This is a genomic window from Streptomyces sp. NPDC043726 (assembly GCF_056436565.1).
In genome coordinates this window covers 586493-606055 of the sequence record NZ_JBWKCI010000003.1, presented here as the reverse complement: position 1 = coordinate 606055, position 19563 = coordinate 586493, and the positions used below count along the sequence as shown (strand labels likewise).

Annotated in this window: 22 protein-coding genes; 14 read left to right on the top strand and 8 right to left on the bottom strand. The window is 72.2% G+C overall.

The window, feature by feature from the left end; all coding sequences use genetic code 11:
• Positions 1–66: 66 nt before the first annotated feature.
• Positions 67–1287 carry an MFS transporter gene (locus AC068Z_RS11700; protein ID WP_478554438.1) on the top strand — a complete coding sequence of 407 codons (1221 nt, stop codon included), beginning with the start codon at positions 67–69 and terminating at the stop codon, positions 1285–1287.
• Here the strand turns inward: AC068Z_RS11700 and AC068Z_RS11695 are convergent.
• From AC068Z_RS11695 to AC068Z_RS11670, 6 genes are all read right to left on the bottom strand, one after another.
• On the bottom strand, positions 1260–2069 hold the full coding sequence (locus AC068Z_RS11695; RefSeq protein WP_478554437.1) for a triphosphoribosyl-dephospho-CoA synthase: 810 nt from the start codon (positions 2067–2069) through the stop codon (positions 1260–1262). The two genes, AC068Z_RS11700 and AC068Z_RS11695, sit on opposite strands and share 28 nt — an antisense overlap.
• Before the next feature lie 9 nt (positions 2070–2078).
• The gene (locus tag AC068Z_RS11690; protein WP_478554436.1) at positions 2079–2990 is read right to left on the bottom strand and encodes an intradiol ring-cleavage dioxygenase; all 912 of its coding nucleotides are present in this window, start codon (positions 2988–2990) and stop codon (positions 2079–2081) included.
• Positions 2991–3016: 26 nt separating this feature from the next.
• A complete protein-coding gene (locus AC068Z_RS11685) occupies positions 3017–3727 on the bottom strand; it encodes an HAD family hydrolase (RefSeq protein WP_478554435.1) in 711 nt (236 codons plus the stop codon).
• Positions 3728–3806: 79 nt separating this feature from the next.
• The gene (locus AC068Z_RS11680) at positions 3807–4283 is read right to left on the bottom strand and encodes a carboxymuconolactone decarboxylase family protein (RefSeq protein ID WP_478554434.1); all 477 of its coding nucleotides are present in this window, start codon (positions 4281–4283) and stop codon (positions 3807–3809) included.
• Entirely contained in the window at positions 4280–5026 is a 747-nt protein-coding gene (locus AC068Z_RS11675) for a dienelactone hydrolase family protein (RefSeq protein WP_478554433.1), read from the bottom strand. Before AC068Z_RS11675 ends, AC068Z_RS11680 begins: the two co-directional genes overlap by 4 nt.
• 57 nt (positions 5027–5083) lie before the next feature.
• Positions 5084–5530: a hotdog fold thioesterase gene (locus AC068Z_RS11670; RefSeq protein WP_478554432.1), complete on the bottom strand. Its 447-nt coding sequence runs from the start codon at positions 5528–5530 to the stop codon at positions 5084–5086.
• Between the two features lie 229 nt (positions 5531–5759).
• Here AC068Z_RS11670 and AC068Z_RS11665 point away from each other — a divergent pair, with 229 nt between their 5' ends.
• From AC068Z_RS11665 to AC068Z_RS11625, 9 genes are all read left to right on the top strand, one after another.
• Positions 5760–6773 carry an AvrD family protein gene (locus AC068Z_RS11665; RefSeq protein ID WP_478554545.1) on the top strand — a complete coding sequence of 338 codons (1014 nt, stop codon included), beginning with the start codon at positions 5760–5762 and terminating at the stop codon, positions 6771–6773.
• 34 nt (positions 6774–6807) lie between these two features.
• The gene (locus AC068Z_RS11660; RefSeq protein WP_478554431.1) at positions 6808–7521 is read left to right on the top strand and encodes an AAA family ATPase; all 714 of its coding nucleotides are present in this window, start codon (positions 6808–6810) and stop codon (positions 7519–7521) included.
• A 29-nt stretch (positions 7522–7550) separates the two neighbouring features.
• Positions 7551–8672 carry a beta-ketoacyl-ACP synthase III gene (locus AC068Z_RS11655; RefSeq protein WP_478554430.1) on the top strand — a complete coding sequence of 374 codons (1122 nt, stop codon included), beginning with the start codon at positions 7551–7553 and terminating at the stop codon, positions 8670–8672.
• 149 nt (positions 8673–8821) lie between these two features.
• Complete coding sequence (locus AC068Z_RS11650) at positions 8822–9061, top strand: acyl carrier protein (RefSeq protein ID WP_451718011.1); 240 nt, start codon at positions 8822–8824, stop codon at positions 9059–9061.
• Entirely contained in the window at positions 9058–9993 is a 936-nt protein-coding gene (locus tag AC068Z_RS11645) for an NADP-dependent oxidoreductase (protein ID WP_478554429.1), read from the top strand. The genes AC068Z_RS11650 and AC068Z_RS11645 overlap by 4 nt, the downstream gene beginning before the upstream one ends.
• A complete protein-coding gene (locus tag AC068Z_RS11640) occupies positions 9990–11291 on the top strand; it encodes an MFS transporter (protein WP_478554428.1) in 1302 nt (433 codons plus the stop codon). Before AC068Z_RS11645 ends, AC068Z_RS11640 begins: the two co-directional genes overlap by 4 nt.
• Positions 11292–11351: 60 nt before the next feature.
• The gene (locus AC068Z_RS11635) at positions 11352–12908 is read left to right on the top strand and encodes an MFS transporter (protein WP_478554427.1); all 1557 of its coding nucleotides are present in this window, start codon (positions 11352–11354) and stop codon (positions 12906–12908) included.
• Positions 12905–14416 carry an FAD-dependent monooxygenase gene (locus tag AC068Z_RS11630; RefSeq protein ID WP_478554426.1) on the top strand — a complete coding sequence of 504 codons (1512 nt, stop codon included), beginning with the start codon at positions 12905–12907 and terminating at the stop codon, positions 14414–14416. The genes AC068Z_RS11635 and AC068Z_RS11630 overlap by 4 nt, the downstream gene beginning before the upstream one ends.
• On the top strand, positions 14413–14814 hold the full coding sequence (locus AC068Z_RS11625) for a nuclear transport factor 2 family protein (protein ID WP_478554425.1): 402 nt from the start codon (positions 14413–14415) through the stop codon (positions 14812–14814). Before AC068Z_RS11630 ends, AC068Z_RS11625 begins: the two co-directional genes overlap by 4 nt.
• On the opposite strand, the gene AC068Z_RS11620 is transcribed toward AC068Z_RS11625, so the two are convergent.
• The gene (locus AC068Z_RS11620) at positions 14781–15704 is read right to left on the bottom strand and encodes a helix-turn-helix transcriptional regulator (protein WP_478554424.1); all 924 of its coding nucleotides are present in this window, start codon (positions 15702–15704) and stop codon (positions 14781–14783) included. The genes AC068Z_RS11625 and AC068Z_RS11620 overlap by 34 nt on opposite strands.
• Positions 15705–15977: 273 nt before the next feature.
• Positions 15978–16436, bottom strand: coding sequence for an ATP-binding protein (locus AC068Z_RS11615; RefSeq protein ID WP_478554423.1), 459 nt, complete (start codon positions 16434–16436; stop codon positions 15978–15980).
• Between the two features lie 251 nt (positions 16437–16687).
• Here AC068Z_RS11615 and AC068Z_RS11610 point away from each other — a divergent pair, with 251 nt between their 5' ends.
• The 4 genes from AC068Z_RS11610 to AC068Z_RS11595 all read left to right on the top strand — a co-directional run bounded on the left by AC068Z_RS11610 (position 16688) and on the right by AC068Z_RS11595 (position 19552).
• Positions 16688–17485 (top strand): hypothetical protein, encoded by a 798-nt coding sequence (locus AC068Z_RS11610; protein ID WP_478554422.1) that lies wholly within the window; start codon positions 16688–16690, stop codon positions 17483–17485.
• Positions 17486–17630: 145 nt separating this feature from the next.
• Positions 17631–18371 carry a YcnI family copper-binding membrane protein gene (locus AC068Z_RS11605; RefSeq protein ID WP_478554421.1) on the top strand — a complete coding sequence of 247 codons (741 nt, stop codon included), beginning with the start codon at positions 17631–17633 and terminating at the stop codon, positions 18369–18371.
• An 81-nt stretch (positions 18372–18452) separates the two neighbouring features.
• Entirely contained in the window at positions 18453–19103 is a 651-nt protein-coding gene (locus tag AC068Z_RS11600) for an SCO family protein (RefSeq protein WP_478554420.1), read from the top strand.
• On the top strand, positions 19100–19552 hold the full coding sequence (locus AC068Z_RS11595; protein WP_478554419.1) for a copper chaperone PCu(A)C: 453 nt from the start codon (positions 19100–19102) through the stop codon (positions 19550–19552). The genes AC068Z_RS11600 and AC068Z_RS11595 overlap by 4 nt, the downstream gene beginning before the upstream one ends.
• Positions 19553–19563: the final 11 nt, after the last annotated feature.

Here is a 19563-nt window from a genome sequence, read left to right as displayed (position 1 = left end):
TGGGCCATGTTTTCAGCGTTCTAGTGGTGCTGTTCATGGATCCAGTTCGTCCCTAATGTCGTAGCCATGACGAACTCCCTCGTTCCGCCCGCCGGTCCGCAACGCGTCCTGGCTCTGGCCCAGTTGGCCAACTCCGTCGGGGACGGCGCCTTCTATGTCACCTCGGCGCTCTACTTCACCCACGTCGTCGGGCTCGACGCGGGGCGGGTGGGGCTCGGGCTGACCGTCGCGTGGGCGGCCGGGTCGCTGGCGGGGGTGCCGCTGGGACGGCTCGCCGACCGGCGGGGGGCGCGCGGGGCGGCGGTGCTGCTGGCGCTGGCGACCGGGCTCGCGGTGGCGTCCTTCCTCTTCGTGCGCGGGTTCTGGCCCTTCGTGGCGGCGGCCGTCGTCTACGCCACCGCGCAGTCCGGTCTGGCTGCGGCCCGGCAGGCGCTGCTGGCCGGGCTGGTGTCCGCCGGGGAGCGGACGGGGCTGCTGGCGCATCTCCAGTCGACGCTCAACGCGGGGCTGGCCGTGGGGGCGGGGCTGGGCGGTCTCGCGCTGCACGTGGGGACGCGGGAGGCGTACCTCGGGGTGTTCGCGCTGGACGCGGTGAGCTTTCTGCTCTGTGCGGGGGTGTTGCTGCGGCTGCCCTCGGTGGCGCCGGTGGCGAAGGCCGCGGGGCCCGGGCTCGCGGTGCTGAAAGACCGGCGGTACGTGGTACTGGCCGCGCTCAACACCGTGTTGCTGCTGCGGATGCCGTTGCTCAGTCTCGGGCTGCCGCTGTGGATCGCGGAACGGACCGAGGCGCCCACCTGGCTGGTGTCGGCGCTGTTCGTGCTGAACACCGGGGCCGTGATGCTGTTCCAGGTGCGGATGGCTCGCGGGGTGACCGGGGTCGCGTCGGCCTCCGGGGCGGTGCGACGGGCCGGGTGGGTGATGCTCGCGGCGTGTGCGGTGTTCGCGCTGTCGGCGGAGGTGTCGCCCTGGGTGGCGGTCGGGGTGCTGGTGGTCGGTGCGGTGCTTCAGGTCGTCGCGGAGATGGACCAGTCGGCGGGCTCCTGGCAACTGTCCTTCGACCTCGCGCCGGCGGATCGGGTCGGGGAGTACCAGGGCTTCTTCGGCACGGGGGTCACGGTGGCCCGCACGGCCGGGCCCCTGGTCCTCACCACGCTGCTGATCCAGTGGGGGACGGTGGGGTGGGTACTGCTGGGCGGGGTGACGGTGGTGGCCTCGTATGCGATGGGGGCGGTCGTACGTCGGTCGGAGCGGCCCCGGAGCTACGTGGCCGAGCCCACCCCCGCGTGAGCGACCACGGGCAGCGCGTCCAGGAACAACGCCCCCGCCAGCAGCCCCGCGCTGCCGCGGGGGCTCCAGGCGCGGGTCCGGAGGTCGCTGTCCAGGGCCGCCAAGGCCGCCGCGCCCGCCGTTGTCGCCGTGCCGCCCGCGTCCATGGCTTCTCTCGCCGCCGTCTGTACGCGGCGCAGTCCCTCGGGGCCTGCCGTGTGGAGCAGTTCCGTGTCCTGGAGGGTGGACATGATGGTGAGGAGGGCGTTCAGGCGGGACTGCGGTTCGGGGGTGCCCGCGGTGCGGGAGGCGGTCAGTTGGGTCAGGGCCCGGCGTATGTGCGGGAAGCCCGCCCTCGCCTCGCCCCTCGCTCCCGCCGCTCCGTACTTCGCCGAGATCGACGAACCCCGGCTCGGTCTGCGCGGGGCACGTCTGTCGGCGTGGGACGCGATGCGCCTGGCCGACGCCAAGGGGTCCCGGGGATCCAGGGCGGTGCCTGCCACCAGCAGGCCCAGGGTCCACAGGGCGCCCCGGTGGCCGCCGCCCGCCAGGGCCACACCGTGCTCGGTGTTCCGGCCGATCGCGCCCAGCTCCGCCCGCAGCCCCGGCGTCGGTTCCCCCGTGCGCCGGGCCGCCGCCGCCATCGCCGCGAGGCCCGGGGCCAGCGCCTTCGCCGACCAGCGCAGGGTGTGGTGGTCACCGCCCCTGGGGTCCGGCAGGCCCGGCTTGGGACACAGCGACAGTTGCCCCGTCAGCGCGGCCACCGCGGCCCGCGCCAACGCCTCGTCCTCGCGGCTCGCCATCGCCGTACGCTACGAAGAAGCCGAGGCGGACGGGGCGTCGCTCGGCGGGGTGCCGCCCTCCGGAGGGGTGCCGCCCCCCTCGCCGCCGCCCCCGGAGCCCGCGCCCGTGTTCTCCGAATCCGGGTCGATGCCCAGGGTCAGGAAGCCCTTGTAGCCCTTGGACGGGTCGGCCTTCTTCACCGGCTCGAGGGTGAGCAGGCCGCTGGAGGCGCCGCCGCCGTCGTACACCATGTCGTCGTCGAGGGTCGTGTAGCTGCCGGTGTGCCGCGCGTACGGATCGAGGGTGAAGATCTGCTGGGCGGTCTCGTCGTCGAAGAACAGCTGGCCGGTGAAGTTGACCTTGCCGCCCTCGTAGGTGCCGTCCTCCTTCTCGCCGCCGGTGTGCACCTTGACGTGGATGTGGCAGGTGCGCGGGGTGTACCAGCCGGGGAAGATAGTCTCGAACTTCACCACGCCGTTGCCGTTCGCGATCTGGTAGCCGCGCAGATAGGTCTTGTCGTTCGCCGTCGAGCCGTCCTCCGACTCCGCGGGCGCCGAGCCGCCGGGGTTGGCCGTCGTGTAGCCCGAGTAGTAGCCCCAGGCGTCGCAGTGCCAGATCTCGACCGCCGCGCCCGGCACCGGGGTGCAGCCGTCGGTCGCGTCCACGACGGTGAGGCGCAGGGTCAGCGGGACTCCGCTCTTGCCCTCGGTGATGTCCTTCCGCACCAGGGCGCCGTCCAGGTAGTACGGGCCCTCCGTCACACTCGACATCAGCGTCATGCAGGCATCGGTGCTGGTGGCGGAGGCGGTCGCCGTGGCGGTCCCGTCCGCGAACGCCGCCTGGTAGCCGGCGACCGCGAGGCCGCCCGCCGCCACCGTTCCGCCGGTCACCGCGAGGGCGCGGCGCCGGGTGATCGTGGTGTTGCTGTGGTTTCCCGTCATGCACAGGAACGTAGGAACGGCAGCCGTCAGGAGCGTGGGGTGACGCTGTGCGCGGGCTGTGAGTCCTGAGGAAGCTGAAGCCGGGGCCAGACCTGCCAGCCGTGCCGGCGGGCCTGTTCCCGTAGTTCCGGGTCGTCGCCCACCACGACCGCCCGGCCGGTCGTGCGGAGCAGGGGCAGGTCGGAGACGTGGTCGCCGTAGGACGTGGACTCGGCCAGGTTCAGCGCGCCCGTCGTCGTCAGGGCGCGGATCGCCTCCGCCTTCGCCTCGCCGATCATCGGGCGGTGCACCTCGCCCGTGTATCTGCCCCGCTCGGTCTCCGGGTCGGAGCAGATCACGATGTCCGCGTTCAGATGCCGGGCGACCGGGGCCAGGCAGGCCCGGAACGAGCCCGAGACCAGGACCACCAGGTCGCCCTCCCGCTGGTGCCGGTGCAGGGCCGTGACCACCTGCTCGTTGAAGAAGGCACCCCGGGCCAGCTCGGAGCGGAACCACTCCTCGGCCAGGGCCGCCACCTCGCGGACGCCGGCGCCCGCGTACGACGCGAAGTAGGCGCGGTTGGTCTCCGTGCGCGGCACCCCGGCGGCCGTCATGGCCTTCAGGCGCTGTCGTTCGTAGCGGTACGCCGACGGCGGATGGCCCTCGGCGGCCAGTCGGAACTCCAGGAACCGGAACATGCTGGTGACGTTGATGACCGTGCCGTCGACGTCGAAGAACGCGGCTGTGCGTCGTCGCAAGGCGGTGCCTTTCACGAGGAGTGTGCGCCCGCCCCGCGCGGCCGACGGGGGGTTGAGGGCACGCGCGGGACGGGAGCTCTCAACCGGCCGCGGTCGGCTCGGCCATCTCGGCCATCTCGGCCATCTCGACCGGCTCGACCGGCTCGGTCACCGGCAGCAGCCCTCGCTCGGCGAACACCCGCTTCGCCGTGCTCAGGCTGTTGAAGGTGCGCGGGAAGCCGACGAAGGCCAGGCCGTGGACCAGGGAGTCCACCACCTCCTGCGGGGTGACGCCCGCGTTCAGGGCCAGGTTGAGATGGAAGGCGAACTGGCGCTCGGTGTCGCCGAGGGCGGTGAGCAGCGCCAGGGTCACCAACTGCCGCTGCCGGTCGTCGAGTCCTTCCCGGCCGTACAGATCGCCGAAGACGAACTCGGCGACGTAGCGGCCCATGTCGGGCGCCACGTCGGCCAGCGTGGTGAAGATCGCGTCGCCCGAGTCGCCGAGTTCGAGCAGCTTGGCGTGGCCGCGCTCGAAGCGGGGGTTGCCGCGCTGTTCGTCGCGGATGTCACGGGTCATGCGACGGGCTCCGCGTGGCGCGAGGTGAAGTCCAGCAGGCGCTGCCAGGCGTCGGCGCTGATGTCCTTCCACTCCGGGGAGCCGCCGTCGAAGAAGGAGTGCGGGGCGCCGTCGTAGACCTTGTACTCGTACGGCTTGCCCGCGTCGTCCAGCTTGCCGCGGAAGGCGGCGAAGTCCTCCTGGGTGGTGGCGACGTCGTCGCCCGCGAGGAGGAGCAGCAGCGGGGCGGAGATGTCCGGCAGGCGGTCCTCGGCGAGGCCGGGGAGGCCGTAGAAGCCGATGGACCCGGCGAGTTCCAGGCCGCTGCCCGCGAGCCGCCAGGAGTGGCCGCCGCCGAGGCAGAAGCCGACCGAGAAGACCGTCACGCCGGGGTTGTTCTCGGTCAGGAAGGCGACCGCGGCCCCGGCGTCGTCGGCCACGCTGTCCGGCACCAGCTGCTTGAAGTGCGGCTGCCACTCGAACTCGTCGTCGCGCGGCCCGAGTCCGGCCGTACGCCCGTAGTAGTCGAGCACCACGGCGGCGAACCCGGCCTCGGCGAACCGGCGGGCCAGCTCCTGGTAGTAGGCGTGGACGCCGCGGATGTCCGGCAGGATCACGACACCGCGGCCGTTGGGCTCACCCGGCCGCGCGTGGAAGGCGCTGAACGGCGTCCCGTCGGCGGAGGTCAGCTCGATCAGCCCCTCCTCGGCCACGCTGCCGGGGTTCTCGACGGCGGGGGGCCTGCTGTCGGTGCTGTGGCACATGGGTGTTGGCCTCTCTTCGATGGTGATGGCGGGGGGAGGCCCGGCGGCCCGGGCCTGTCACGCCGGGCGCGGAACGCCCCGGGAACGGGCGGCGCGGCGGCTCACGGCGCAGGTCAGCCGGGCGGTGCAGGTGCGTCTGCCGGAGCTGTCGGTGATGACGATCTCGTAGGTGGCGGTGGTGACGCCCTCGTGCAGGGGCCGACACTCGCCGGTCACCGTGCCGCCGGCCACCCAGCGGTGGTGGGTGCAGGACAGGTCCAGACCGACCGCCTGTCCGCCGGGCCCGGTGTACAGGAACGCGGCGATGGACCCCAGGGTCTCGGCCAGTACGGCGTTGGCGCCGCCGTGCATGATGCCGACCGGCTGGCGGTTGCCGTCCACGGGCATGGTGCCGATGACCAGTCCCGGCTCGCAGCGCACCAGCTCGATCCCCATCTTCGCGACGAGTTGCTGCTGGCTGAACTCGGGTGTCACGGCCCAGGGGCCGAGTGTGGTTGCGGTCATGGCTTTGCCTCCCCGTGTGCGGCACCGGAATCCGTGTCCGCGAACAGCGACGACGCTAGTCAATTCCGGGGTGTGCGGAAAAGGGCGGCAACTGGTGGTGTCCAGGGTGGTGTTGGCAGTAACCGCATGAGCCGACTCTCGTTGCCGCGAAACATTTCGGCTAGCTTCGAGCCGACCGGGAAACACACGGCGGCCGCAGGGCCCGGAAAAGGAGTTGGCGTTGACTGGAATGCTGCCCGCTAAGGAATTACTCCTCGACTCGGTCGACGACTATCTGGGGCCCGGCGAGAAGCGGTTCTTCGGATCCGGATTCCGGCGCGTGGAGTACCGCTACGACAAGGTCGAGCTCAGCGGCGGCCGGGACGTGCCCACCGAGCTGGCGAGCCGGCTCGATGTGGTGTACCCGGCCGACTGGTCGAAGAAGGCCAGGCGCGGCGATCTGCGCCCGCATCTGTCCACCGTGGACGGCCTGATCATCGCCGTGCACCTGAGCGAGGCCGCCCTCACCTACGGCCTCGGCCTCGGCCCGGAGAGCCGGCGCGCGGGGCGTGTGCTGTCGGTGCGGATCAAGGCGGGCACCGTGCCCGACGAGGAGCTGACCGGTCTTCCGGTGCGCACCACCGTGCTCGGCGTGCCGGTGCCGGACGGCGAGGACGAGGCGGTGTCGCGGCTGCAGACCCTGGTCGGGGCGATGCGGGTCCGCACCGACCTGCGCCATCCGTGGCCCGGACCCACCGGCGGGCCGCTCGCCGCGGCCACCTGCACCGGGCCGGCCGAGCTGCTCGGGCCGGTGGAACGGCAGTACTACGGCACCGGGTTCACGGCCCGGACGCAGAGCGTGCGCAAGGTCGCGGTGCGGGTCGCCGAGGCCCGCGCGCACGCCGTCGTCGACGTGGCCCAGGAGCCCGGGACCGTGCTGGCCACCGAGGGCACCGAGGGTCTGTACCAGCCCTTCGTCGGGCTGATCGACACCTTCGTGACGAGCCTGCAGCTCGGCCAGATCCTGCTGTACGAGACCGACGGGATCTCCCGGGGCGCCAGCAACACGCTGTGGATGCGCACGACCGCTCTCCGGGCGAGCGCCGAACCCGATCCGATCCGCTACGAGACTCCGCTCGATGTACGGCTGGAAAACAGCACGTTGCTTCGGCGGGACGAAGAGATCTGGCGCGCTGCCGACATCGTCGGACGGCTGGCCGGAAACACCGTGCGCTGTTCTGTCGCGCATCGACTTCCCGACTGAATTCCCTTTCGCTCGACTGCAACTGGAGCCCGTCATGCGTATCGCCATATCCGGCACCTATTCCTCCGGCAAGACCCTCACCTCGTACGCCCTCGCGCATTACGTCGGAATTCCGCGCACCCGGGCCCGCACGATGCGCGAGCTGCTGCCCGAGGCGGTGCCCGGCAAGACCCTGGAGCAGTGCACCGCGGCCGAACTGGTCCAGCTGATCGTGCGCCGCCATGTGGACCGCGCCGTGCACGAGAGCCGCTTCGAGGGCTCGTTCATCTCCGACGGCTCCTCCCTCCAGGAGTGGATCTACGGCGCGGTGCGGGTGATCGTCGGCATCAACCCCAACGACTCCGTGCACCTCAGCGAACTGGAGAGCGTCGAACGCACCGCGGACATCCGGGTGTTCGACGCGGTCATGGAGCAACTGGGCATCGCCTTCAAGCAGCACGTGAAGCAGACGTACGACGTCTTCGTGCACCTCCCCAACGAGCTGGCGCTGGCCGCCGACGGGCACCGCCCGGTCAACGAGCGGTTCCGTTCCATGGCCGACGAGCGGCTGCTGGAGGTCGCCGCCGAACTCGGTATCCCCGCGCACGTGGTGGGCGGCACCGTCGAGGAGCGGCTGGTGGAGATCGCCCGGCTGTTCGAGCTTCCGGCGCTGATGTCGCCCGAGGAGGCCATCGCGAAGGCACGGGCCGAGTACGAGGCCCTGGACATGCGCACCGAGTCCGACCGGGCGTCGGTGATCGTGCGATGACACCACGGACCGGCCTCGGTGATCGTGCGATGACGCCACGGACCGGCCTCGGTGACCGCGCGACGACACCACGAACCGACCCCGGTGACCGCGCGACGACGCCACCGACCGGACCCCCCGAGCCCGGGTCCGTCGCGCCCGCCGCCGTGCTCGCGGGCCTTGGTTCCGCGGTGCCGACCCGGGTCGTGACCAACGACGACCTGGCCGCCCGGATGGACACCTCCGACGACTGGATCCGCACCCGGACCGGTATCTCCGAGCGGCGGATCGTCGACCCCGGCACCGCCACCAGCGACCTCGCCATCGAGGCCGGACGGCGGGCCCTGGACTCGGCGGGCGGACCGGACGTCGGGGCCGTGGTGCTCGCCACCGCTACCCCGGACCACCCGTGCCCGGCGACCGGTCCGACCGTCGCCGCCGGACTCGGGCTCGGCACGGTCCCCGCCTTCGACGTCGGGGCCGTCTGCTCGGGCTTCCTGTACGCCCTGGCCACCGGCGCCGGGCTGATCGCCTCCTCGGTGGCGGACAGCGTGCTGGTGGTCGGCGCCGACGCGTTCACCACGATCGTCGACCCCTACGACCGCAACACCGCGCCGATCTTCGCGGACGGCGCCGGCGCGGTGGTGCTGCGGGCGGGACGGGCCGACGAGCCGGGCGCGCTGCGCCGTACCGAACTCGCCAGCGACGGGCTGCAGGCGGACCTGATCCGGGTCGCGGCCGGCGGCTCCCGCCAGCGCAGCCACCACAGCGCGGCGCTGCGCGAGGACCAGTACCTGACCATGCGCGGCGGCGAGGTGTTCAAGAACGCGGTGCTGCGGATGACGGAGGCCTCCCGCACGGTCCTGGAGCGCACCGGCTGGTCCACCGCCGACGTGGACCTCCTCGTCGGCCACCAGGCCAACGTCCGCATCCTGCACGCCGTCGCCGAACAGCTCGGCATCGGCCAGGAACGGGCCTACGTCAACATCGGCCACACCGGCAACACGGCCGCCGCCTCCATCCCGCTGGCCCTGGACGACGCGCACGGCGAGGGCCGGCTGCGCCCCGGCGACAAGGTGCTCCTCACCGCCTTCGGCGCCGGTACGACCTGGGGCGCGATCACCCTGACCTGGCCCGAGGGCCTGGACCGGCCCTCGGCCATGGCCGCCTGAGCCCGCTGAGTCCGCCGAGCCGGCTGAGCTCGCTGAGCCCGCTCACCCCCAACACCCCCGCAAGGCCGCCCGATCCCCCACACCGCTCACACCCCCGCCTCACCGATCCACGCAAGCCCCGGAGCACGGCTCCGAGGAGGGAGTACGAGATGCCCGTCACGGCATATCCCGGACTGGTCGCGTTCATAGCCGAGAAGGCCGAGATCGGGGTCGAGGAGATCGACCCGGAGAGGACCCTGGAGGACCTCTCGCTGGACTCGCTCACGCTGATCGAGATCGCCCTGTTCATCCAGCGCGAGTACGGCATCCAGGTGCCCGACGGCGACCTCGTCCTGGCCCAGAAGCTGTCGGAGTGGGCCGCCTACCTCGACGAGCGGAGCGGCCGGTGAAAGCCGTCGTGACCACGGAGGCCGGCGCCCCGGACGTCCTGCGCCTGACCGAGGTCGAGCGCCCCCGGCCCCTGCCCACCGAGGTGCTGGTGCGGGTGGCGGCGGCGGGGGTCAACCCCGTCGACTGGAAGATCCGCGCCGGGGTGTTCCCGCCCGGCGCCCTGGGCGCCCCGCCGTTCGTGCAGGGCTGGGACGTCGCCGGAGTGGTGGAGTCGGGCCCCCGGGTGACCCGGTTCGAGCCGGGCGACGAGGTGTTCGGACTCATCGGCTTCCCTCGCCCGGGCGGCACGTACGCCGAGTACGTGGCCGCTCCCTCCCGGCAGTTCGCCCGCAAGCCCCCGGGGCTGAGCTTCGAGGAGGCGGCCGCGCTGCCGCTGGCGGGGCTCACCGCCTGGCAGACGCTGGTGGAGACCGCGCGCGCCGGGCGGGGCGACAAGGTGCTGATCACCGCGGCGGCCGGCGGCGTCGGCCACCTGGCCGCGCAGATCGCACGGGCCCGGGGCGCGGAGGTCACCGGCACGGCCCGCGCGGAGAAGCACGACTTCCTGCGCGAGGTCGGCGTGGACCACCCCGTCGACTACACGACCGGCCCGCTCCACCACTCGGTCACCGGACAGGACGTCGTCCTGGACCTGCTGGGCGGCGACCAGAGCTTCGAGCTGTTGCGCACGCTGCGCCCGGGCGGCCTGCTCATCACGGTGATCGGGCACGTCAGCCCCGAACTCACCACGCTCGCCGCGAGCCTGGGCGTCCGGGTGACGGGGTTCCTGGTCGAGCCCGACCACGCGGGCCTCGAGGCGCTGGCCGAACTGGTCGAGGCGGGACGCCTCCGGGTCCGGGTGGACCAGGTCTTCAAGCTGGCGGAGGCCGCGAAGGCGCACGAGTACGGCGAGGCGGGCCGCACCACCGGAAAGATCGTCCTCGTCCCATGACCTCCCCCACCGCGCCGGTCCGGCCGACCACCAGGACCCTGCGTCCGGCGGGCGGTCTGCCGGACCGGCTGGTCACCGTGTTCGCGGTGGCCGCCGGGATGGCCGTGGCCAACGTCTACTACGCGCATCCGCTGCTCACCTCGATCGCCTCGGCGTTCGGCGTCGGCAGCACCGCAGCGTCGCTGGTGGTCACGGCCTCCACCGCCGGGTACACCGTGGGCCTCGCCCTGCTGGTGCCGCTCGGCGACACGGTGAACCGGCGCCAGCTGCTGGTGGCGCTGCTGCTGGTGACCGCCGCCGGACAGGCCGCCTCGGCCGCCGCGCCCTCGGCCGCCGCGCTGGTCGTGCTGTCCGGTCTGATGGCGGTGACGGCGGTGGGCGCCCCGCTGCTGGTGGCGTTCGCCGCCGCCCTCGCCCGGCCCGAGCAGCGCGGCCGGGTCACCGGACGGATGCTCAGCGGGGTCCTCCTCGGCGTCCTGCTCGCCCGCACCGGCGCGGGCCTGCTCGCGCAGTGGACCGGCAGCTGGCGCTCGGTGTTCGCGGTCGCCGCGGTGGGGATGGTGGTGCTCGCGGCGCTGCTGTGGCGGCTGCTGCCCGACCTCGAACCGGCCGAGCGGCTCGGCTACCCGGCCCTCCTGCGCTCGGTGGCGCGGGTGGTCGCCGAGGAGCCCCTGCTCCGGCTGCGCTGTCTGTACGGATTCCTCACCTTCGCCTCCTTCAGCGTCTTCTGGACCTCGGCGGCCTTCCTGCTGGCGGCGCCGCCCTACGCGTACGGCGAAGCCCTGATCGGCGCGTTCGGGCTGCTCGGTGCCGCCGGGGCGCTGGCCGCGCGGTTCATGGGGCCGCTGGTGGACCGGGGCCGGGACCGGACGGCCTCGACTCTGCTGTACGTCGCCAACCTGGCCGCCTGGGGGCTGCTCGCCCTCGACGGCGGCCGGCTGCTGGTGTGCCTGGTGCTCGGTGTGCTGCTGCTCGACTTCGGTGTGCAGGGCGCCCAGGTGACCAACCTCGGTGTGCTCTACCGACTCCGGCCCGAGGCCCGCAGCCGGATCACGATGGCCTACATGACCGCCTACTTCCTGGGCGGCGCGGCGGGTTCGGCGCTCTCGGGCGCCGTGCACTCCGCCGCCGGGTGGGCCGGAGTGTGCGCGGCCGGGGGCGGCCTGGCCGCGCTGGTGCTGGTGCTGTGGGGCGCCGAACAGGCGCGCGCCGCACAAGCCCGTGCAGCCCAGGCGCGCGCCGCACAAGCCCAGGCAGCACAGGCGCGCGCGGCACGGGCCGTGCCGAAAGCGCCGTAGCGGCACCTCCTCTCGCGCGTCCCTCTTTTCCCCGAAGTCCTCCCCAACTCTGGAGTTCTCGTGTCCACTCGCCCGACGGGTGCCTCACGGTCCCGTCCCGTTCTCACGCTGCTCGCGGTGTGTGTCTCCTGCGGGCTGCTGCCCGCCTCCCTGACCGGAACCTCCGTCGCGCTGCCCGATCTCGGCAGCGACCTGGACGCCTCGCTGGTGACGGTGCAGTGGGTCGTCAACGCCTACAACCTCACCTTCGCCAGTGTGATGCTGGTCGCGGGCTCGCTCGCCGATCTGCTCGGCCGGCGCCGGATGTTCACGATCGGGCTCGTCGTCTTCGTGCTGTGCACGGCCGGTGCCGCCCTCGTCTCCGAGGTCGTCCTGATCGACGTGCTGCGCGGCGCCGCCGGCGTCGGCGCCGCGATGGTGCTCACCGCGGCCACCGCACTGCTCGCCCAGGCCTACGAAGGCGCCGCCCGCGCGCGGGCGTTCGGCTTCCTCGGCTCCTCCTTCGGGCTCGGACTCGCCCTCGGCCCCTCCCTGTCCGGACTGCTCGTCGGGGCCTGGGGCTGGCGCTCGGTGTTCCTCGCCCATGCCGCCGTCGCCGCCGCCGTCCTGCTGCTGCGCCCGGCGCTCGCCGAGTCCCGGGACCCGGAGGCCTCCGGGGTGGACTACGCGGGCGCGACCACGTTCAGCGGCGCCCTGTTCGCCTTCACCCTCGCCCTGGTCGAGGGTCCGCAACTGGGCTGGGCGCACCCGGTGGTGCTGGGGCTCGCGGTGCTGGCGGTCGGCCTGATGGTGTCCTTCGTACGGATCGAGAGGCGGCGGGCCCGGCCGATGCTGGAGCTGTCGCTGCTGCGCGAGCCGAAGTTCGCCGCGATCAGCCTGATGCCGGTGCTGCTGGCCTTCGGGTTCGTGTGTCTGCTGGTCTTCCTGCCGTCCTTCTTCATCGGCGTGAACGGCATGAGTTCGGGGGCCGCCGGTCTGACCATGCTGCTGCTCAGCGGCCCGGTCCTGGCCCTGCCCGTGGTCAGCGGGCTGCTCGCGCGCAAGGTCAGCACCTCCGTGCTGCTCGGCGTGAGCCTGCTGCTGGTGGCGGGCGGCGCGGCCTGGCTCACCGTGCTGGACCAGCACTCCACCACGGCCACGATCGCCGGTCCGCTGCTCGTCATCGGCACCGGGGTGGGCATCTCCTTCGGCCTGCTCGACGGCGCGGCCATCGGCGCGGTGGACGCGAGCCGGGCGGGCATGGCGGCCGGGCTCTTCAACACCATGCGGCTGACCGGTGAGGCCGTCGCCATCGCCGGGATGGGATCCGTGCTCGTCAGCATCGTCCAGGGCAACCTCCAGAACCCCCAGGGCTGGGAGGGCGGGGTCGGTGAGCTCGCCAACCGGGTGGTGCAGGGCGAGATCGGCGACGTGGCCGCCCAGGTGCCCGCCGAGCAGCGGGCCGAGTTCACCGCGTACGTCTCCGGCGCCTACACCTCCGCCCTGCACACCGTGCTGTGGCTGCTCGCCGCGGTCTGCGCCCTGGGCGCCCCGCTGATCATGCGGATGCTGCGCCCGGCACCCGAGACGCGGACCGCCGACACCCGGGAACCGATCACGATGGGAGAAGCGACATGAGCACACCCGATCACCGGCCGGTGCTGGTCGTCGGCGCGGGCCCCGTGGGTCTCACCGCCGCCGCCGAACTGGCCCGCCGGGGCACCCCGGTGCGCCTGGTGGACAGGGCGGCCGAGCCCAGCCCGCTGACGAAGGCGCTGATGGTGTGGCCGCGCACCCTGGAGGTGTTCCGCGGGCTCGGCGGCGCCGCCTACATGGACCAGCACGGGCTGCCGGTGCACTCCTTCCGCTACAACTCCGGCACCGACCCGATCTGCGACATCGTCTTCGGCGACCGCACCCGCCCGATGGTGATCATCCAGCCGGACGTCGAGGAACTCCTGCGCGAGGCCTTCGCGGACGCCGGCGGCAAGGTCGAGTGGCGCACCGAGCTGACCCGGCTGAGCCAGGACCCGGACGGGGTGCTCGCGACCCTGCGCACCCCGGACGGCACCGAGTCCACCGAGGAGTTCGCCTACGTCGTCGGCGGCGACGGAGCGGGCAGCACCGTCCGCAAGTCGCTGGGCATCGAGTTCAAGGGCGCCACCTACCCGAACACCTTCATCCTCGCGGACACCGCGATCGACGGGGACCTCCAGCGGGACGCCGTGCACTACTACTGCACCAAGAACGGGATCATGGTCCTGGTCCCGCTCTACAACGGCCGCTTCCGCGTCTTCACCGCGGGACCGCCCGGCATGCGCCCCGAGGACCTCGACCAGGAGGTCCTCCAGGACTTCGTCGACAAGCGGGGTCCGGGGGGCCTGCGGCTGTACGACGTCTCCTGGCAGACCACGTTCAGCATCCACGCCCGGCACGCCGAGCGGTTCCGGGCCGGGCGGGTCTTCCTGGCGGGCGACGCCGCGCACATCCACAGCCCGGCCGGCGGCCAGGGCCTGAACACCGGGGTGACCGACGCGCACAACCTCGCCTGGAAGCTGGCCCTGGTGCACCGCGGCGCGGCCGGTGCCGGGCTGCTGGACAGCTACGGCGCCGAGCGCGCGGCGGTCGCCCAGGGGGTGGTGAAGCAGGCCGAGGTGCAGACGAAGGCGTGGATGCTGTCCCAGCGCTGGCAGATCGCGCTGCGCGATGTCTCCGCCCGGCTCGCCGAACGCTCCGGCGTCTTCGACCGGTTCTACTCGCCGTGGCTGGCCGGTCTGACCAACCACTATCCGGCGGGCCCCGCGGTCGACGAGGACCCGAGCGGACGGCTGCGACGCCCCCGCCACCGCAACGGCCGGCTGCTCCCGGACCCGGCCCTGCGCGACTCCCTCCCCGTCGACCGCTACAGCCTCCTGATCACCGGGCCCCGCCCGCCGGGGCTGACCGAGCTGGAGGAGTCGTACGGCGATCTCGTGTCCGTCCGCTCGGCGCCGGGCCGTCGTTTCTCCGCCGTCCTGGTCCGCCCTGACCACTATGTCGCCGCCCAGGACCAGACCCCCGACCTCGCACGCATCCACGGCCATCTGGCCGCACTGGCGCCGGCCGGCGCCGTTTCACGTGAAACAAGGAAAGGACACAGCGCATGACACGCGGTACCGCGGAGACGGTCCAGGAGTTCTTCGGGCGCTTCGGAGTGGGCGATCTGCCCGGTCTTCCGGAGCTGTTCGCCGACCGGGCGGAGCTGGTGGTGGCGGGCGCCCCCGTCGTCCCGTGGACGGGGCGCCTCGTCGGCCGCCATGAGGTGGAGGGCTACTTCCAGCGGTTCGTGGCCGCTGTGGAAACCCAGCGCTTCGATGTCGAGCGCATCGCCGTGGACGGCGAGGACGCCTTCGTCCTCGGGGAGTTCAGCCACAAGGTGGTGTCGACCGGCAAGTCGTTCTCGGGCCCGTTCGCGATCCGGATCACGGTCCGCGACGGCCTCATCCAGCGGTATCAGACCTTCGAGGACTCCTACGCCGCCGCTGCGGCGTTCGACGGCAGCTGATCGTCCCCCTCGTCGGGTCCCTCGTCCTCGCCCGGCCGGTCCGGATCGTCCGGACCGGCCGCGGCGAAGAAGGCGTCCAGTTTGTCCCGGGTCTCCTGCACCGTCGGCATGTGCAGGACCAGCTGGACCTCGTGATCGGCGGCGAGCTCCCACTCGTGCACGTCGAAGCTCAGCGCTCCGACGGTGCCGTGGGTGATGCCCTTGGTGCGGCTCCGGGACGGTTCCAGCACCTCGTGGCCGCCCCACAGCCGCGCGAACTCCGGGCTCCGCTCATGGAGCTCGTCGAGGACGCGGTCGACCTCGGGGCGGCCGAACCAGTCGGCGACGTCCGCGCGGAAGCGGGCGACCGTGCTGCGGGCGAGTTCGTCTGCGTGCGCGTATCGGCGGCGGCAGCTCTCGTCGGTGAAGAACTCCACCAGGATGTTCCCGCCCGGTCCCGGGAAGCCGAGGAACTCCGGTACGGCCGAGTTGGCGGCCAGGATGTTCCAGCAGCGGTCCCGGACGAGCGCCGGGTTGGGGAACCAGTGGTTCACGATCTCGGCCAGCCGCTCGGGGTCGGCGGGACCACTGTCGGCGCGCTGGTCGACGTCCGGTGTCTTCAGGCCGGCCAGGCGGTGCAGGTAGATCTCCTCGGCGGGGTTGAGCCGGAGCGCTCCGCTGATCGCGCCGAGGACGGATTCCGAGACGTTGATGTCCCTTCCTTGTTCCAGCCAGGTGTACCAGGACGTGCCGACCCCGGCGAGGACGGCCACTTCCTCTCTGCGCAGTCCGGGAGTACGCCGGCGACCCGACGCGCTGAGCCCGACTTCCGCCGGGGACAGTCGCATTCGCCGGGTCCGTAGAAAGTGAGACAACTCTTCAAGTTGACGCTTTCGGCGACCTATCGTCATGAATCACGAGGCTGTACGAAGGGCAATAACCAGTCAAGCAAAAGCTTCGTCAAGGATGGCTTGAAACCGTCAGCCTTGGGCCACCGAGCCGCGGAACACCAGGTCTTGAGGGAGCCTCAAGAAATCTTTGAGCTCCCTGTGTGGCTGAAATCGGCCGCCGATAAAGACGGATTTAAGACCTCCACTTTCGGCCATGCGCGATTTCTGATTCGCCGTTCACATACCCGGGTGCCGCTTTCCGGAAAAGGCGCCCGGATTTTGTGACGAGGCCCACTACACGGCCAACAAAGGAGAGGCGTCCTTCCGCCACTTGAGAATCTTGTCGAAGCTCACCACCGCGCCGCGCTGCCCCGGCTTGCTGGCGATGTGGACGTGGTCCGCGAGCTCCTGGATGAGGTACAGCCCCCGGCCGTTCTCCGAGTCCGCGCCGGAGTCCACGACCGTCCCGCGCGAATCCCGGCCCCCGAAGCCGGGTCCCGAGTCGGCGACCTCGATCCGGCAGGTCTCCCCGTCCAGGTAGGCGGTGACGCGATAGGCCTGCGAACCGCCGTCGAGCGCCCCGTCCCCGCCGTGCTCCACGGCGTTCGCGCAGGCCTCGCTCAGCGCGACGGAGAGGTCGTACGAGACGTCGGGGTCCACGCCCGCGCTCTCCATGGTGCCGAGCAGCAGCCGCCGGGCGAGCGGCACGCTCGCAGCTTCCCGCCGCAAATGGAGTGACCACCAGATGCTCATGCTCCAGCCTCCCGGCCGCGGCTCGACATACCGTTACGTATTGCCGGGAGTGGCCGTCTGTAAGCACACCGTTGACGTGATACCGCCCATATGGGCGATGCGCGCCGGGCCGTCAACGGTGTATGTGGGGCCGGTTCACACCAGAGTGGGACGTTCCGCCTGTACGGCTCTTCAGGTCATCGAGCACCCGTACGGCATCTTGCGGACCTGCCGTATGGGCGCCGTAAGACCAGTGCGATGATTGGCCCGCCATGAGTGCCCCCCACCCGCGCCCGGCCCCCGCCGGACGCGACGTCCGGATCCTGCGGGCCGCGGTGTTCGCCGCGGTCTGTGTCGTGCTGGCCGCGGTCGGACACGCACTCGGCTCCTGCGCCTCGATCCCGCTGTGGACGCTGGGCGCGGGCTTCCTCGCGGTCCTCGCCGTCGCCGTACCCCTCGCCGGACGGGAGCGGACCCTGCCCGGCATCGCGGCGCTGCTCGCGCTCGGGCAGACCGTGCTGCACTCGCTGTTCGGTCTCGGCCAGCACGGGGGCGAGGCCACCCGGGCCGCCGCCTCCGCCGACGCCACGCTCGTCGCGCAGGCCGCGCGGATCCTGTGCGGCACCACGACGGCGGCCATCAGCCCCGCCGAGGCGCACAAGATACTCACCGAGGCCAGGCTCCGCCCCGCCTCCGCCCACCCCCGGCACCCGGCCGAGACGGTCACCGAGTCCGCCTCGCTGCTGCCGTCCCTGCCGATGCTGCTGGGCCACCTGCTCGCCGCCGCGGCCGCCGGATACCTGCTGCGCCGCGGCGACATCGCGCTCGGGCGACTGGTCGAACTGTCCGCCCACTCGCTCGCCGAGGCGGCGCTCGTACGCTCCCTGCGCGCCGCCCTCGCCCTGGTCCGCACCCTGCGCGCCGGGCTCCCGGGCACGCCCCGCACGGGCCCGCGCCCGCCCCGCACAGCCGACCTCGCGCCGCCCCGGCTCCACGAGGCCGCGCTCCAGCACACGGTCGTCCGGCGCGGCCCGCCCGCCGCCGCGCCCGCACTCGTGCTCGCCGCCTGACGCGACGCGCCCACCGCTGGGAGATCCGTACGGATTCCGGTCGGGGCCGCCGTCGTGCGGCCCGCGCCTGCGCTGCCACCTCCTGGCCGCAGCGCGCCTCTTCACCACCGGAACAACCGAATCCCTCACCGTGGAGTGCTCCCGAATGAAGGCCTCTTCCCGCCTCGCCGCCGCCTGCGTCCTCGCCGGCACCGCCGTGCTCGCCCTGTCCGCCCCCGCGTTCGCCCACGTGACCGTGCAGCCCGAGGGCGAGGCCGCCAAGGGCGGTTACGCGGTCGTCGACTTCCGGGTCCCCAACGAGAGCGACACCGCGTCCACCGTGAAGCTGGAGGTCAGCTTCCCGATGGACACGCCGCTCGCCTCCGCGATGCCCGAGCCGGTCGCCGGGTGGACCGCGAAGGTCACCAAGGCCAAGCTGGACAAGCCGATCGAGCTGCACGGGCAGAAGATCAACGAGGCCGTCAGCAAGATCACCTGGACGGCCACCGGCAAGGGCGTCGAGCCCGGCTTCTTCCAGAAGTTCCCGGTCTCCATGGGCGTCCTGCCCGAGGACTCGGACGAATTGGTCTTCAAGGCCGTCCAGACCTACTCCGACGACGAGGTCGCGCGCTGGATCGAGGTCCAGCAGGAGGGTCAGGACGAGCCGGAGAAGCCGGCTCCGGTGCTGACCCTGTCCGAGGCCTCCGAGGACGGCCACCACGGCTCCGAGGCGAGCGAGGAGCCGTCCGACGACGCCTCCCAGGCCGCCGCCTCCACCACCGCCGAGGACGCCGAGTCCGACAGCAGCGACACCACCGCCCGCGTCCTGGGCGTGGTGGGCATCGTCGTCGGCGCCATCGGCGTGGCCTACGGCGTGCTCGCCGGCCGTCGGCGTACCAACGCCTGAGTCCGTCCCTCCGGCGCGCGCCGGCCGTACACCTGTGAGAACGGCCCGGCGCGCGCCCCCTCACCTCCGGGAAATCTCGCCATGCGCACCAAGAAGTACGCGGCGGCCGCCCTGCTCGCCGCCGCCACCCTGACCCTCTCCGCCTGCGGCAGCGGTGACGACGAGGCCTCGCCCGTCACCGTGGTCTCCGAGGAGGCAGGCTCCGACCGGGCGGCGACCGTCCTCGACAAGCCGTTCGAGAAGCCGGACCTGGTCCTCACCGACACCAACGGCAAGAAGTACGACTTCCGCGAGGAGACCGCGGGCAAGCCGACGCTGATCTACTTCGGCTACACCAACTGCCCCGACATCTGCCCGCTGACGATGAACAACATCGCCGTCGCCAAGAAGCAGCTGTCCAAGGCCGAACAGGACGAGCTGCGCGTCGTGTTCGTCACCACCGACCCCGAGCGGGACACGGCCGCCGCGCTCGGCAAGTGGCTCAAGGGCATCGACACCCAGGTCGTGGGCCTCACCGGCGACTTCGCCACCATCCAGGCCGGCGCCCGCACCCTCGGCATCAGCATCGAGCCGCCGCACAAGGAGAAGGGCAAGACGGTCTCCACGCACGGCACCCAGGTCATCGCCTTCTCCCCGAAGACCGACGGCGGGTATGTCCTCTACGGCGAGGACGCCACGGTCGACGACTACACCAAGGACCTCCCCAAGATCATCAAGGGGGAGAACCCGTGAGGCGCACGGCGGCGTCCGCGGCGGTCCTGGCGGCGAGCCTCGTCGTCGCGGGCTGCGGTTCCTCCGACGACTCCGGCCCCGACCTGTCCGTCAGCGGCGCCTACATGCCGCAGCCGGTCTCCGACTCCATGGCGGCGGGTTTCCTGACGATCGAGAACACCGGCGGCACCGAGGCCGAACTGACCTCCGTCACGAGCGACATCGCCGGGACCGTCACCGTCCACGAGACCGTCGACTCCGCGATGAAGGAGGTCGCGAACCTCCCCGTGCCCGCCGACGGGCAAGTCGTGTTCAAGAGCGGCGGCAACCACCTGATGTTCGAGAAGCTGAAGCGCAAGCCGAAGCAGGGCGACACGGTGTCCGTGGTGCTGCACTTCGCCGAGGCCGACCCCGTCACGGTCGAGATGCCGGTCAAGCCGGCCACGTACACCCCCGCGACCGGACACTGAGGGAGGGACCA

Coding starts and splice junctions, on each gene's coding strand:
- AC068Z_RS11700 (WP_478554438.1), top strand. CDS start 67: ATGACGAACTCCCTCGTTCCGCCCGCCGGTCCGCAACGCGTCCTGGCT.
- AC068Z_RS11695 (WP_478554437.1), bottom strand. CDS start 2,069: ATGGCGAGCCGCGAGGACGAGGCGTTGGCGCGGGCCGCGGTGGCCGCG.
- AC068Z_RS11690 (WP_478554436.1), bottom strand. CDS start 2,990: ATGACGGGAAACCACAGCAACACCACGATCACCCGGCGCCGCGCCCTC.
- AC068Z_RS11680 (WP_478554434.1), bottom strand. CDS start 4,283: ATGACCCGTGACATCCGCGACGAACAGCGCGGCAACCCCCGCTTCGAG.
- AC068Z_RS11675 (WP_478554433.1), bottom strand. CDS start 5,026: ATGTGCCACAGCACCGACAGCAGGCCCCCCGCCGTCGAGAACCCCGGC.
- AC068Z_RS11670 (WP_478554432.1), bottom strand. CDS start 5,530: ATGACCGCAACCACACTCGGCCCCTGGGCCGTGACACCCGAGTTCAGC.
- AC068Z_RS11665 (WP_478554545.1), top strand. CDS start 5,760: ATGCTGCCCGCTAAGGAATTACTCCTCGACTCGGTCGACGACTATCTG.
- AC068Z_RS11660 (WP_478554431.1), top strand. CDS start 6,808: ATGCGTATCGCCATATCCGGCACCTATTCCTCCGGCAAGACCCTCACC.
- AC068Z_RS11655 (WP_478554430.1), top strand. CDS start 7,551: ATGACGCCACGGACCGGCCTCGGTGACCGCGCGACGACACCACGAACC.
- AC068Z_RS11650 (WP_451718011.1), top strand. CDS start 8,822: ATGCCCGTCACGGCATATCCCGGACTGGTCGCGTTCATAGCCGAGAAG.
- AC068Z_RS11640 (WP_478554428.1), top strand. CDS start 9,990: ATGACCTCCCCCACCGCGCCGGTCCGGCCGACCACCAGGACCCTGCGT.
- AC068Z_RS11630 (WP_478554426.1), top strand. CDS start 12,905: ATGAGCACACCCGATCACCGGCCGGTGCTGGTCGTCGGCGCGGGCCCC.
- AC068Z_RS11625 (WP_478554425.1), top strand. CDS start 14,413: ATGACACGCGGTACCGCGGAGACGGTCCAGGAGTTCTTCGGGCGCTTC.
- AC068Z_RS11620 (WP_478554424.1), bottom strand. CDS start 15,704: ATGACGATAGGTCGCCGAAAGCGTCAACTTGAAGAGTTGTCTCACTTT.
- AC068Z_RS11615 (WP_478554423.1), bottom strand. CDS start 16,436: ATGAGCATCTGGTGGTCACTCCATTTGCGGCGGGAAGCTGCGAGCGTG.
- AC068Z_RS11610 (WP_478554422.1), top strand. CDS start 16,688: ATGAGTGCCCCCCACCCGCGCCCGGCCCCCGCCGGACGCGACGTCCGG.
- AC068Z_RS11605 (WP_478554421.1), top strand. CDS start 17,631: ATGAAGGCCTCTTCCCGCCTCGCCGCCGCCTGCGTCCTCGCCGGCACC.
- AC068Z_RS11600 (WP_478554420.1), top strand. CDS start 18,453: ATGCGCACCAAGAAGTACGCGGCGGCCGCCCTGCTCGCCGCCGCCACC.